This window comes from Enterobacter cloacae complex sp. SHL012 (assembly GCF_049237505.1).
GTDB classification, from domain to species: Bacteria; Pseudomonadota; Gammaproteobacteria; order Enterobacterales; family Enterobacteriaceae; genus Enterobacter; species Enterobacter kobei.
On sequence record NZ_JBMKIZ010000003.1, the window covers coordinates 528,104 to 540,876 of the forward strand.

11 protein-coding genes are annotated in these 12,773 nt (G+C 55.8%); 8 read left to right on the forward strand and 3 right to left on the reverse strand.

The window, feature by feature from the left end; all coding sequences use genetic code 11:
• Window positions 1–7 precede the first annotated feature (7 nt).
• Window positions 8–1,144: a 23S rRNA (guanine(1835)-N(2))-methyltransferase RlmG gene (gene rlmG / locus ACOTY9_RS13670; protein WP_248197345.1), complete on the reverse strand. Its 1,137-nt coding sequence runs from the start codon at window positions 1,142–1,144 to the stop codon at window positions 8–10.
• An 83-nt stretch (window positions 1,145–1,227) separates the two neighbouring features.
• Here rlmG and ACOTY9_RS13675 point away from each other — a divergent pair, with 83 nt between their 5' ends.
• The 4 genes from ACOTY9_RS13675 to sstT all read left to right on the forward strand — a co-directional run bounded on the left by ACOTY9_RS13675 (window position 1,228) and on the right by sstT (window position 5,470).
• Window positions 1,228–1,731 carry a YgjP-like metallopeptidase domain-containing protein gene (locus ACOTY9_RS13675; RefSeq protein ID WP_023331357.1) on the forward strand — a complete coding sequence of 168 codons (504 nt, stop codon included), beginning with the start codon at window positions 1,228–1,230 and terminating at the stop codon, window positions 1,729–1,731.
• A gap of 70 nt (window positions 1,732–1,801) precedes the next feature.
• Window positions 1,802–2,800, forward strand: coding sequence for a Gfo/Idh/MocA family protein (locus tag ACOTY9_RS13680; protein ID WP_014885319.1), 999 nt, complete (start codon window positions 1,802–1,804; stop codon window positions 2,798–2,800).
• 251 nt (window positions 2,801–3,051) lie between these two features.
• Window positions 3,052–4,017, forward strand: coding sequence for a TerC family protein (locus ACOTY9_RS13685; protein WP_096217850.1), 966 nt, complete (start codon window positions 3,052–3,054; stop codon window positions 4,015–4,017).
• Between the two features lie 211 nt (window positions 4,018–4,228).
• The gene (gene sstT, locus ACOTY9_RS13690; RefSeq protein ID WP_096217849.1) at window positions 4,229–5,470 is read left to right on the forward strand and encodes a serine/threonine transporter SstT; all 1,242 of its coding nucleotides are present in this window, start codon (window positions 4,229–4,231) and stop codon (window positions 5,468–5,470) included.
• A gap of 137 nt (window positions 5,471–5,607) precedes the next feature.
• Here sstT and ACOTY9_RS13695 read toward each other — a convergent pair whose 3' ends face one another.
• Window positions 5,608–7,095 (reverse strand): altronate dehydratase family protein, encoded by a 1,488-nt coding sequence (locus tag ACOTY9_RS13695; protein WP_348565931.1) that lies wholly within the window; start codon window positions 7,093–7,095, stop codon window positions 5,608–5,610.
• Window positions 7,096–7,112: 17 nt separating this feature from the next.
• Window positions 7,113–8,525: a glucuronate isomerase gene (gene uxaC, locus ACOTY9_RS13700; RefSeq protein ID WP_348565932.1), complete on the reverse strand. Its 1,413-nt coding sequence runs from the start codon at window positions 8,523–8,525 to the stop codon at window positions 7,113–7,115.
• 474 nt (window positions 8,526–8,999) lie between these two features.
• Between uxaC and ACOTY9_RS13705 the strand changes: the two genes are divergently transcribed.
• The 4 genes from ACOTY9_RS13705 (at window position 9,000) to mzrA (ending at window position 12,648) form a co-directional block, all read left to right on the forward strand.
• Window positions 9,000–10,298 (forward strand): MFS transporter, encoded by a 1,299-nt coding sequence (locus ACOTY9_RS13705; protein ID WP_023331362.1) that lies wholly within the window; start codon window positions 9,000–9,002, stop codon window positions 10,296–10,298.
• 181 nt (window positions 10,299–10,479) lie between these two features.
• The gene (gene exuR, locus ACOTY9_RS13710) at window positions 10,480–11,256 is read left to right on the forward strand and encodes a transcriptional regulator ExuR (protein WP_014885325.1); all 777 of its coding nucleotides are present in this window, start codon (window positions 10,480–10,482) and stop codon (window positions 11,254–11,256) included.
• Window positions 11,257–11,599: 343 nt separating this feature from the next.
• Window positions 11,600–12,262, forward strand: coding sequence for a DedA family general envelope maintenance protein YqjA (yqjA, locus tag ACOTY9_RS13715; protein WP_014885326.1), 663 nt, complete (start codon window positions 11,600–11,602; stop codon window positions 12,260–12,262).
• A gap of 2 nt (window positions 12,263–12,264) precedes the next feature.
• Window positions 12,265–12,648, forward strand: a complete 384-nt coding sequence (gene mzrA / locus ACOTY9_RS13720) for an EnvZ/OmpR regulon moderator MzrA (protein WP_014885327.1) — start codon at window positions 12,265–12,267, stop codon at window positions 12,646–12,648.
• The last annotated feature ends 125 nt before the right edge of the window (window positions 12,649–12,773 follow it).

Below are 12,773 nucleotides of genomic sequence, written 5' to 3' on the forward strand. Positions count from 1 at the left end.
AACAACCTTAACGACGACGCCCCAGCTTCACCGCCTTCAGCACCACAAACTTGTTGTTCGTCGCGATGGTGACGCAGTTGCCAAAAATTTTCTTCAGCTTGTGGAAGTAGTCCAGGTGGCGGTTCGCCACGATATACAGCTCGCCGTTGATTTTCAGACAGCGGCGCGCGTGGTGGAACATCTCCCAGGCGACGTTATCCGTCAGAGCATGCTTCTGATGGAACGGCGGGTTACAGAACACGGCGTTGAAGCGGAACGGCTCCACGCCGGAGAGCGCGTTGTTGATCATAAACTCGCAGCGATCCAGCGCCTCTGGCAGGTTAGTTTCCACGTTCAGACGGCTGGAGGCCACCGCCATTGGCGATTCGTCGCTAAACACCACGCTGGCGTCCGGGTTTTTCGCCAGCAGCGTCAGGCCAATCACACCGTTCCCGCAGCCCAGGTCGACGATCTCCCCTTCCAGATTTTCCGGCAGATGTTCCATAAAGAAGCGTGCGCCGATATCCAGGCCGGTACGGGAGAAGACGTTCGCATGGTTGTGGATGGTCCAGTCGGTGCCTTCCAGCTTCCAGCTCAGCGTCTCTGGCGCGTCGGCCAGCTCCGGTGCGCTAAACGTACAGTTGATCAGGCGCGCTTTTTTCCAGGCAAGCGTAGTGGTGGTTGGACCGAGGACTTTCTCGAACAGCTCCAGCGTCGACGTGTGGATATCGCGTGCCTTGGCGCCCGCGATAATACGGGTTTCTGGCGTGACGACTTTTCGCAGCGCGCGCAGCTGTTGCTCCAGCAGCGCCATGGTTTTTGGCACTTTAATCAGCACCACACCCGGCGCATGCGGGTACTCCGCGGTGCTGTCGAGGAACTTCACGCTGGATTCGTCGATTTCGTTATGGCGCAGGTTTTCACGCGTCGCCAGCTCGCTTAAGTAAGAATCGCCGATGCTGTAAGGTTTGTGCTCCGCCAGCGCGCAGCCCAGCGCGCCGAATGCATCATTCAGGATCAGAACCGGCCCGAGGATTTCGGTATCATCCAACTGCTGCAGCAGATACTCATCCGCCGCTTCCCACGCCTGAAGCGGGTTAACGTCGTCCGTTTCCGGGAAACGTTTAAGGTTGAGTGAACGGAAACCGTTGTCTAAGTGGCTCATCGGCCCTCCTGAATGGTAAAATTTGGCGTATCCCTGAAAAGGGTGCGTGAGTATACCCGTTTTATTGTCGATTTGGGGCGTTGATGAACCAACTTACTTATCTCCAGGGCTACCCGGAGCATTTACTTTCTCAGGTTCGCAGCCTGATTGCCGAGCAGAAGCTGGGCGCGGTGCTGGAAAAACGCTACCCCGGTACGCACGATTTCACGACCGATAAAGCCCTCTGGGGGTATACGCAGGATCTAAAAAGCCGGTATCTGAAGAGCGCGCCGCCGATCAACAAGGTGATGTACGACAACAAAATCCACGTTCTGAAAAACGCGCTCGGCCTGCACACCGCTATCTCCCGCGTGCAGGGCGGCAAGCTGAAAGCCAAAGCCGAGATCCGCGTGGCGACGGTTTTCCGTAACGCACCGGAAGCCTTTCTGCGGATGATCGTGGTCCATGAGCTGGCGCACCTGAAAGAGAAAGAGCACGACAAAGCCTTCTATTCCCTGTGCTGCCACATGGAGCCGCAGTATCACCAGCTGGAGTTTGATACCCGGCTGTGGCTGACGCATTTATCGTTAAAGAGTAATGCGCAGTAACGCACGCGAATTGTCATGATGACGTGCTACAGTGGTTAAAGGTTCCCCGCTACGGAGTACGTAAACGTTTATGATACGTTTCGCAGTCATTGGAACGAACTGGATCACGCGCCAGTTCGTCGACGCCGCCCACGAAACCGGCAAACTTAAACTCACCGCAGTCTATTCCCGCAGCCTTGAGCAGGCGCAGAGTTTTGCGAATGATTACCTCGTCGAGCATCTCTTCACCTCTCTCGACGAGATGGCGCAAAGCGACGCCATAGACGCGGTGTATATCGCCAGCCCGAATTCCCTGCACTTCCCCCAAACGAAGCTGTTTCTCAGCCATAAAAAGCATGTGATTTGCGAGAAGCCGCTGGCGTCGAATATCCAGGAAGTGGAAGCAGCCATCGCGCTTGCCCGCGAAAACCAGGTGGTGCTGTTCGAAGCGTTCAAAACGGCCAGCCTGCCGAATTTCCTGCTATTGCAGCAGTCGCTGCCGAAAATAGGCAAAGTGCGTAAAGCCTTCATCAACTATTGCCAGTACTCGTCGCGCTATCAGCGTTATCTGGACGGCGAGAACCCCAATACCTTTAACCCGGCCTTCTCTAACGGCTCGATTATGGATATCGGTTTTTACTGCCTGGCCTCTGCAATCGCGCTGTGGGGCGAGCCGCACGGCGTCACGGCCACGGCCAGCCTGCTGGAAAGCGGTGTGGATGCGCACGGGGTCGTGGTGCTGGATTACGGCGATTTCAGCGTCACGCTGCAGCACTCTAAAGTCAGTGATTCTGTGCTGCCGAGCGAAATTCAGGGCGAAGCCGGGTCGCTGGTGATTGAGAAGATTTCCGAGTGTCAGAAAGTGAGCTTTGTGCCGCGCGGCGGTAAAGCGCAGGAGCTGACGCAGCCTCAGCATATTAACACTATGCTCTATGAGGCAGAGGTCTTCGCCCGTCTCGTGGAAGACAACGAAGTGAATCACCCGGGCCTCGCGGTGAGCCGCACCACGGCGAAGCTGCAAACGGAGATCCGCCGTCAGACCGGCGTGGTGTTCCCGGCAGACGGCGTGGGCGCAGAGGCTATCGCGTAAAGCTGTGTAATGAAAAGGCGCAGACCATTGACGAAACCGATGGTCTGACATATTTTGTTACCTGCAAAGGGGAGTAACTTCTTCGCCGGTGGATCGTCATTACGATGCGTGCAAAATCGCATCCGGTCGCCGGGCAACCTTCGTGGTTGTAAGTGAGACCTTGCCGGAAGGCGAGGTCTATGCATAAAAAGCTAACGGCTATCGTCTTCTGACCATAGCCGTTTTTGTTTTTTATGTGTAAGGAAAATAGTATGCATTCTGTCGGCACTCCAATGTTGTGGGGCGGATTCGCGGTTGTCGTGCTCATCATGCTGGCGATCGACCTCTTTTTGCAGGGGCGTCGCGGTGAGCACGGCATGTCCATAAAGCAGGCCGCCGTCTGGTCCCTGGTATGGGTCACCCTCTCTCTGCTCTTCTGTGCTGCCTTCTGGTGGTACCTGGCCTCAACCGAAGGCCGCGCGGTGGCCGATCCTCAGGCGCTCGCCTTCCTCACCGGCTATCTGATTGAAAAAGCCCTCGCGGTCGATAACGTCTTCGTCTGGCTGATGCTGTTCAGTTACTTTGCCGTGCCTGCGGCGCTTCAGCGCCGTGTGCTGGTCTATGGCGTGCTGGGCGCGATTATCCTGCGTACGATCATGATCTTCGCCGGTAGCTGGCTGATTACCCAGTTCGAATGGCTGCTGTACGTCTTCGGCGCGTTCCTGCTGTTCACCGGGGTCAAAATGGCGCTGGCGAAGGAAGATGAAACCGGTATTGGCGAAAAGCCGCTGGTCAAGTGGTTCCGCAGCCACCTGCGCATGACGGATAAGATCGAGAGTGAGCACTTTTTCGTGCGCAAGAACGGTCTGCTGTTTGCGACTCCGCTACTGCTGGTGCTGATTCTGGTTGAGCTGAGCGACGTGATTTTCGCCGTAGACAGCATTCCGGCCATCTTTGCGGTGACGACAGATCCGTTCATCGTCCTGACCTCTAACCTGTTCGCGATCCTTGGCCTGCGCGCCATGTACTTCCTGCTGGCAGGTGCCGCAGAGCGCTTCTCGATGCTGAAGTATGGCCTGTCGGTGATCCTCGTGTTCATCGGTATCAAGATGCTGATCGTCGATTTCTACCATATCCCGATCGCTATCTCGCTCGGCGTGGTGTTCGGCATTCTGATCGTGACGCTGATTATCAATACCTGGGTTAACCGCCAGCACGATAAGAAGCAGCAGGTTTAGTGCGTTTTGCCGGGTAAGCTCAGCGCCACCCGGCACTTCCGTTAACCAATAGTTAAAAAACATGACGCAACACGTAAAATCCAGCATTTTACTCTTCCGCCTTGCCCTGCTTTCCCTGATACTCAACCAGGCAAACAAATACTTACATCCGGACATAAATGTGACTTAGAGCACATACAGGATGGAACGCAATTTCACTCAGGAATAACGTATGAGCACACAATCAAGCGGTCTGTTCGCGCGCCTGGCGCAGGGCAGCCTCGTTAAACAAATTCTCGTCGGGTTGGTACTGGGCATTCTGCTGGCAATGGTGTCAAAACCCGCTGCAGAAGCCACCGGGCTTCTCGGCACCCTCTTTGTTGGCGCCCTGAAGGCCGTCGCACCGGTTCTGGTTCTGATGCTGGTCATGGCCTCCATTGCCAACCACCAGCACGGACAAAAAACCAACATTCGCCCTATTCTGTTCCTGTATCTTCTGGGAACCTTCTCCGCTGCCTTAACGGCCGTGGTATTTAGCTTCCTGTTCCCGTCTACGCTGCACCTGACCAGCGCGGCCGGTGACATCACACCGCCGTCCGGCATTGTGGAAGTGCTGCGCGGTCTGCTGATGAGCATGGTATCCAACCCCATCACGGCGCTGATGAACGCGAACTACATCGGCATCCTGGTCTGGGCGATTGGTCTGGGCTTCGCGCTGCGTCACGGCAACGAGACCACGAAAAATCTGGTCAACGATTTATCGAATGCCGTCACCTTTATGGTGAAACTGGTGATTCGTTTTGCGCCAATCGGTATTTTCGGGCTGGTCTCCTCCACGCTGGCCACCACCGGTTTCGACGCGCTGTGGGGCTACGCGCAGCTGCTGGTTGTTCTGGTCGGCTGTATGCTGCTGGTGGCGCTGGTGATCAACCCGCTGCTGGTGTTCTGGCAGATCCGCCGCAACCCGTATCCGCTGGTGCTAACCTGCCTGCGTGAGAGCGGTGTGTATGCCTTCTTCACCCGCAGCTCTGCGGCAAATATCCCGGTTAACATGGCGCTGGCGGAGAAGCTGAATCTGGACCGCGATACCTATTCCGTGTCGATCCCGCTAGGTGCGACCGTGAACATGGCGGGCGCGGCAATCACCATCACCGTGCTGACCCTGGCAGCGGTACATACCTTAGGTGTTCCGGTCGATCTACCAACGGCGCTGCTGCTGAGCGTGGTGGCTTCTCTGTGTGCCTGTGGCGCGTCCGGCGTGGCGGGTGGCTCGCTGCTGCTGATCCCACTGGCATGTAACATGTTCGGTATCCCGAACGAGATCGCCATGCAGGTTGTGGCCGTCGGCTTTATCATCGGCGTATTGCAGGACTCCTGCGAAACGGCGCTGAACTCCTCCACCGATGTGCTGTTCACCGCAGCGGCCTGTCAGGCGGAAGACGCGCGTTTAGCGAAGAACGCTCTGCGCAGTTAAAAAGAAAAGCCCGGTGGCGGCTACGCCTTACCGGGCCTACAAGGTAAATGCAAAACGGCAACATGTGTTGCCGTTTTTAATGTTTGTACCCTCTCCCCGTGAGAGGGCCAGGGTGAGGGCACCAGCCCGCACTCAACCTAAAGCGTCACACCACTCTTAAAGATCGCCAGCTCGCGAAAATCGTTCTTCTCATTGCAGGTCTGTCTGCCGCTGGCAAACGCCACGATGGCGTCCACAAACTCCGTCAGCAGCTGCGGCATCGCTTTGCCGTGAATCAGCTGGCCTGCGTCGAAATCAATCCAGTGCTTTTTCTTCGCCGCCAGCTCGCTGTTGGTCGCGATTTTGACCGTCGGCACAAAACCACCATACGGCGTGCCGCGACCGGTACTGAACAGCACCATGTGGCAGCCAGCCCCCGCCAGCGCGCTGGTGGCGACCGCATCGTTACCCGGTGCGCTCAGCAGGTTCAGACCGTGGGTTTTCAGGCGCTCGCCGTAACGCAGGACGTCCACGACCTGGCTTGCCCCCGCTTTCTGGGTACAGCCGAGGGATTTCTCTTCAAGCGTCGTGATCCCGCCCGCTTTGTTACCCGGCGACGGGTTCTCATAAATCGGCTGATTATGGGCGATGAAGTACTGTTTGAAGTCGTTCACCATGGTGACGGTCTTCTCAAACGTCTCTTCGTCGCGGCAGTGGCTCATCAGAATGCGCTCTGCGCCGAACATTTCCGGCACCTCGGTCAGCACCGTTGTGCCGCCGTTAGCGATCACGTAATCCGAGAAGCGGCCCAGCATCGGGTTCGCCGTGATGCCGGACAGGCCATCGGACCCGCCGCACTCCAGACCAAACTTCAGCTCGCTTAGCTTGCCCGGCTGGCGTTTATCGTGACGCATCACCTCGTACAGCTGGTGCAGATGTTCCACGCCCGCCTCCACTTCGTCATCCTGGTGCTGACACACCATAAAATGAACGCGCGCCGGGTCAAATTCGCCCAGCGTGTCGCGGAAGGCATCGACCTGGTTGTTTTCACAGCCGAGGCCAATCACCAGCACCGCTCCCGCGTTAGGGTGGCGCACCATGTTTTGCAGCATGGTGCGGGTGTTGATATGGTCGTCGCCGAGCTGCGAACAGCCGTAGGTATGGCTGAAGAGATGTACGCCGTCGGTACCTTCAGCATCGTGAGTTTCTTTCAGAAAACGCATCTGGATCTGGCGTGCAATGCCGTTCACGCAGCCGACGGTTGGAAGGATCCACAGCTCGTTGCGGATCCCCACCTCACCGTTCGCACGACGGTAGATCTGCACGTCCCGATCCGCCGCCTGCTCTTCTTCCGACTGAAAATCAGGTTGATAGCTGTACTCGTCAAGATCGCTCAGATTTGTGCGGGTGTTGTGGGAATGAATATATTCACCCGGCGCAATATCCGCCAGTGCATGACCGATGGGCAAGCCGTACTTCACCACGTTCTCCCCTTTCGCAATGGGGATCAGGGCAAACTTGTGTCCACGCCCAACGGCCTGGCGTAACGTCACCGACTGGTTGTTGAAGGTCACTTCCGTCCCTTCGGTCAAATCTGCCAGCGCGACGGCAACGTTATCCAGCGAATGGATTTTGATGTATTGCATATCAACCTCAGACGGCCTTAGTTCAGTTCAATGGCGAAGTAGTCACGCGCATTGTTAAAGCAGATGTTTTTCACCATGTCGCCCAGCAGCTGGATATCGGCTGGCGCTTCGCCTGCATGAACCCAACGGCCAATCATCTGGCACAAAATGCGGCGGAAATATTCATGGCGCGTATAGGACAGGAAGCTGCGGCTGTCAGTCAGCATGCCGACAAAGCGGCTCAGCAGGCCAAGCTGTGCCAGCTGCGTCATCTGACGCTCCATGCCATCTTTCTGGTCGTTGAACCACCAGCCGGAACCGAACTGCATCTTGCCCGGCATCCCTTCGCCCTGGAAGTTGCCAATCATGGTGCCCAGCACTTCGTTATCGCGCGGGTTCAGGCAGTACAGGATGGTTTTGGGCAGCAGGTTTTGTTCGTTCTGTTTGCTCAGCAGTTTAGATAACTCTTCCGCCAGTGGGCGATCGTTGATGGAGTCGAAGCCCACGTCAGCACCGAGCAGTTTGAACTGACGCTGGTTGTTGTTGCGCAGCGCGCCGATGTGGTACTGCTGTACCCAGCCGCGACGGGCGTATTCCGCACCGAGGAACACCAGCACCGCCGTTTTAAACTGCGCCACGTCGTGCTCGTTAAGCGTTTCACCCGAGAGACGACGCGCCAGAATGCTGTCCAGCTCGGCTTCGCTGGCGTCCGCAAACAGCACCACGTCCAGCGCATGGTCAGAGACTTTACAGCCATGTGCCGCAAAGTGGTCCAGACGTTTGGTCAGCGCGGTTTGCAGATCGGCGAAACGGCGGATATCGGTATCGGACACCTCGGCCAGCTTCGCCATGTAATCGTTGAAGGTGGCCTGTTCGATGTTGAAAGCTTTGTCCGGGCGCCAGCTTGGCAACACTTTGATATCAAACGAAGTGTCTTTAGCAACTGCCGCATGATGCTCCAGCGAATCGACAGGATCGTCGGTAGTTCCAACCATCTTCACGTTCATCTGCTTCATGATGCCGCGTGCGGAGAAGTTATCCTGCGCCAGCAGTTCGTTGCACTGGTCCCAGATTTCATCCGCAGTAGCAGGTGAAAGCAGTTTGCCGGTGATGCCAAACGGACGGCGCAGTTCCAGATGGGTCCAGTGAAAGAGCGGGTTGCCGATGGTGTGTGGAACGGTCGCGGCCCAGGCGTCAAACTTCTCGCGGTCGCTGGCGTCGCCGGTACACAGGCGCTCAGCCACACCGTTGGTGCGCATCGCACGCCATTTATAGTGGTCACCCTTCAGCCAGATGTCATACAGGTTTTTGAAACGGTAATTTTCGGCAACCTGCTGCGGCGGCAAGTGGCAGTGGTAGTCGAAAATCGGCTGGTCTTTGGCATAGTCATGGTACAGACGGCGAGCAAATTCGGTATCTAGCAGAAAATCGTCGGTCATAAACGGCGTCATTATCGTCATCCTCATTACGGGAGCGTCAGAAAGCGTATGTTCATATGCTGCAAAGTTATCACACCAATTTCCATCGGCAGACGTTTTTTTCGTGAGTAAGATCAATAAACGCCAACAAATAAATCCCCCTGAATGACGTAAACTCTTCTCCACCCCGCGCCAGTACTGGCTTCATCCGCAAAGCAGAATGCCCACACAAATAATCATACATTTGTGATGTCACTCACCTTTTAAAGTTGTATGACAAGTTATCTTTTCGCCGTCGCAAACCATAAGCCGACGGAATGCATTGCCGGTGTGAAACATCGGATTTAACGGTACGGATACCGACTGAAAGACGCTTACTGATGGCAAAGTTCGGGCCGTTCCGGAAACACCTTCCGGCTACGCCCCTCCCGTTACACAGCTGCTCCCGGAAACGGTTGAGAGGTTGCCGTGCTCTGGCACGGAAATAACATAACGATGAGGTTTTAGATGCGTAAAATTAAAGGGTTACGTTGGTATATGATCGCACTGGTGACGCTGGGCACCGTGCTGGGCTACCTGACGCGTAACACCATAGCGGCGGCGGCGCCTACGCTAATGGAAGAGCTGCACATTTCAACCCAGCAATATTCCTACATCATTGCGGCCTACTCCGCGGCTTATACCATTATGCAGCCGGTTGCTGGCTATGTTCTGGATATTTTAGGCACCAAAATCGGCTATGCCTTCTTCGCCGTCACCTGGGCCATTTTCTGTGGCGCAACGGCGCTGGCAGGCAGCTGGGGCGGGCTCGCGCTGGCGCGTGGTGCAGTAGGTGCCGCCGAAGCGGCAATGATCCCGGCAGGGCTGAAAGCCAGCTCCGAATGGTTCCCGGCGAAAGAGCGTTCCATTGCTGTCGGATACTTCAACGTGGGGTCGTCGATTGGCGCGATGATTGCACCGCCGCTGGTGGTGTGGGCTATCGTGATGCACAGCTGGCAGCTGGCGTTCATTATCTCAGGCGTGCTGAGCTTCGCATGGGCAATGGCGTGGCTGATTTTCTACAAGCATCCGCGCGACCAGAAAAAACTCTCCGAAGAAGAACGCGAATACATTATTGGCGGTCAGGAAGCGCAGCATCAGGTCAACAACGGCAAGAAACTGTCCGTCTGGCAGATCCTGGGCACCCGTCAGTTCTGGGGTATTGCCCTACCGCGCTTCCTCGCTGAGCCTGCCTGGGGGACGTTCAACGCGTGGATCCCGCTGTTCATGTTTAAGGTCTACGGCTTTAACCTGAAAGAGATCGCGATGTTCGCCTGGATGCCGATGCTGTTCGCCGATCTGGGCTGTATCGTGGGTGGCTACCTGCCTCCGCTGTTCCAGCGCTGGTTTGGTGTGAACCTGATTGTCTCCCGTAAGATGGTCGTGACCATGGGCGCGCTGCTGATGATTGGACCGGGGATGATTGGCCTGTTCACCAGCCCTTACGTGGCTATCGCGCTGCTGTGCGTTGGCGGTTTTGCTCACCAGTCACTTTCCGGCGCGCTGATTACGCTCTCGTCTGACGTCTTCGGCCGTAACGAAGTCGCCACCGCTAACGGCCTGACCGGGATGGCGGCATGGACTGCAAGTACGCTGTTTGCGCTGGTAGTGGGTGCCCTGGCAGACACCATCGGCTTTAGCCCGCTGTTCGCCGTGCTGGCCGTCTTCGACCTGATGGGTGCGGTAGTGATCTGGACGGTACTGAAAAACAAATCCGCCGAGGAGCTGCAGAAAGAGACGCTCGGGAAACCGGCCACGCAGAGTTAGCATCGCTGTGCCGGGTGGCGGCTTCGCCTTACCCGGCCTACAAAACCCGTAGGCCCGTGCAAGCGAAGCGCCGCCGGGCATTAAAGGCCGCTCCGTAGCGGCTTTTTTCATGTCAAAATCTGGAGAGTGGCACGCAGAAGTGGTATAACAAATCATCTGCCGTACCCTGCCTGGAGCGCATATGGACATCACCGAACCACGTCGTTTATATCAACAACTTGCTGCGGAGCTGAAAGATCGCATCGAGCAAGGCGTCTATCTTGTCGGTGATAAACTCCCCGCCGAGCGTTTCATTGCCGATGAAAAAAGCGTGAGCCGTACCGTCGTGCGTGAAGCCATTATCATGCTGGAAGTGGAAGGCTATGTTGAGGTCCGCAAAGGCTCCGGTATTCATGTGATTTCCAATCAGCCTAAACACTCTCCGGTAACGGATGAAAGTCTGGAATTCGCCAGCTATGGTCCGTTTGAGCTGCTCCAGGCTCGCCAGTTAATCGAAAGTAATATTGCCGAATTTGCCGCGACGCAGGTGACCAAGCAGGACATCATGAAGTTAATGGAAATCCAGGAGAACGCCCGCAAAGAAAAATGTTTCCGGGATTCTGAGTGGGACCTGCAGTTTCACGTCCAGGTTGCGCTGGCAACCCAGAATACGGCGCTGGCGGCAATCGTTGAGAAAATGTGGACTCAGCGCGTTCACAACCCTTACTGGAAAAAACTGCACGATCATATCGATTCCCGCACCGTCGACAACTGGTGTGACGATCATGATCAAATCCTTAAAGCGCTGATTCGTAAAGATCCTCACGCGGCAAAACTGGCGATGTGGCAACATCTGGAAAACACCAAGCAGATGCTGTTCAATGAAACCAGCGACGACTTCGAATTTAACGCAGATCGCTATCTTTTTGCTGATAATCCAGTGGTTCATCTTGATACGGCACCCAGTGCCGCAAAATAGATGACCTTTCTGCTGGCAGGCGCTTCGCTGCGCCTTCCGGCTTAAGTGGGTAAGCAAAACATATATAGTGTCAGCCTTTGTAAATCCCCTCGCTCACTTCCAGGGCTTACGCCAAAATCACCTCACCCTGCAAATTCTGTGACGCAGAACGTTGGGCTTTGTTACAATTGGATTCACTTCGTTATTTTGTAAGTTAGTGCTTGCTAACCAGCCAATTAACAGGGAACAGTGTTGGCCACACCGCAATGTGTCCGCGAGCGACCATAATGAAATCACAACAATGTCGCCGTGCTGTTTGTCCCGGCTAACAGGCGTGACGTTAACCGATTTCCAGGAACACTGAATGGAACTTTTGACTCAACTACTGCAAGCCCTCTGGGCGCAGGATTTTGAAACGCTGGCCAACCCTTCCATGATTGGCATGCTCTATTTTGTCTTATTTATGATCCTGTTCCTGGAGAATGGTTTGCTGCCTGCGGCCTTCTTACCGGGTGACAGTTTGCTGGTGCTTGTCGGTGTGCTGTGTGCCAAAGGGGCAATGGCATTCCCGCAAACCGTTTTATTACTGACCATCGCGGCCAGCCTCGGCTGCTGGGTGAGTTATATCCAGGGAAGATGGCTGGGCAATACCCGGATCGTACAGAACTGGCTTTCTCATCTGCCGGCGCATTACCACCAGCGGGCGCATCACCTTTTCCATAAGCACGGGCTTTCCGCACTGCTGATGGGCCGCTTTATTGCCTTTGTGCGCACCCTGCTGCCCACCATTGCCGGGCTGTCCGGGTTGAGCAGCACGCGCTTCCAGTTCTTTAACTGGATGAGCGGCCTGCTGTGGGTGCTGATCCTGACGACGCTGGGCTATGCGCTGGGTAAAACGCCGGTCTTCATGAAATACGAAGATCAGCTGATGTCCTGTCTGATGCTGCTTCCAGTGGTTCTGCTGGTCTTCGGCCTGATTGGCTCGCTGGTCGTTCTGTGGAAGAAAAAGTACGGAGCGCGAGGTTAACGATGGTTATCTCTCCCCTCGCCCTGCGCCGTTCTGCCTGTGCATTCATTGTACTGATGTTCCTCTGCGCCCTTCTGCTGGCCTGGAGCGCGCTTTCACATGAGGAATCTACGCTGGCCATTCGTCCGGTTAATCAGGGCGCAAGCGTGCCCGACGGTTTCTCTGTCTGGCATCATCTGGACGCGAACGGGATCCGCTTTAAAAGCATTACGCCGAAAGACGATGTGCTACTGATCAAATTTGACTCCCGCACGCAAAGCGCCGCGGCGAAAGCGGTTCTTGACCGTACGCTGCCGCGTGGGTATATCATTGCCCAGCAGGAAGATGACAACCAGCCAGCGGCGTGGCTGTCATTGATTCGCGATACGTCGCATCGGTTTGGATAATTACCAGGATTCCGAATCTTTTCACTCACTTTGGTGAATCCCCCGTTTACTTACTATGCTTAAGTACGCGGAGCACCCCTCGAATGTACTCCGCATCATTCTGGAAAGCGGCTTACGCCGCAACA

Excerpts from the sequence above, each read along its gene's own strand:
- yqjA (WP_014885326.1), top strand. The coding sequence starts at position 11,600 with ATGGAACTTTTGACTCAACTACTGCAAGCCCTCTGGGCGCAGGATTTT.
- sstT (WP_096217849.1), top strand. The coding sequence starts at position 4,229 with ATGAGCACACAATCAAGCGGTCTGTTCGCGCGCCTGGCGCAGGGCAGC.
- ACOTY9_RS13685 (WP_096217850.1), top strand. The coding sequence starts at position 3,052 with ATGCATTCTGTCGGCACTCCAATGTTGTGGGGCGGATTCGCGGTTGTC.
- ACOTY9_RS13680 (WP_014885319.1), top strand. The coding sequence starts at position 1,802 with ATGATACGTTTCGCAGTCATTGGAACGAACTGGATCACGCGCCAGTTC.
- uxaC (WP_348565932.1), bottom strand. The coding sequence starts at position 8,525 with ATGACGCCGTTTATGACCGACGATTTTCTGCTAGATACCGAATTTGCT.
- mzrA (WP_014885327.1), top strand. The coding sequence starts at position 12,265 with ATGGTTATCTCTCCCCTCGCCCTGCGCCGTTCTGCCTGTGCATTCATT.
- exuR (WP_014885325.1), top strand. The coding sequence starts at position 10,480 with ATGGACATCACCGAACCACGTCGTTTATATCAACAACTTGCTGCGGAG.
- ACOTY9_RS13675 (WP_023331357.1), top strand. The coding sequence starts at position 1,228 with ATGAACCAACTTACTTATCTCCAGGGCTACCCGGAGCATTTACTTTCT.
- rlmG (WP_248197345.1), bottom strand. The coding sequence starts at position 1,144 with ATGAGCCACTTAGACAACGGTTTCCGTTCACTCAACCTTAAACGTTTC.
- ACOTY9_RS13705 (WP_023331362.1), top strand. The coding sequence starts at position 9,000 with ATGCGTAAAATTAAAGGGTTACGTTGGTATATGATCGCACTGGTGACG.
- ACOTY9_RS13695 (WP_348565931.1), bottom strand. The coding sequence starts at position 7,095 with ATGCAATACATCAAAATCCATTCGCTGGATAACGTTGCCGTCGCGCTG.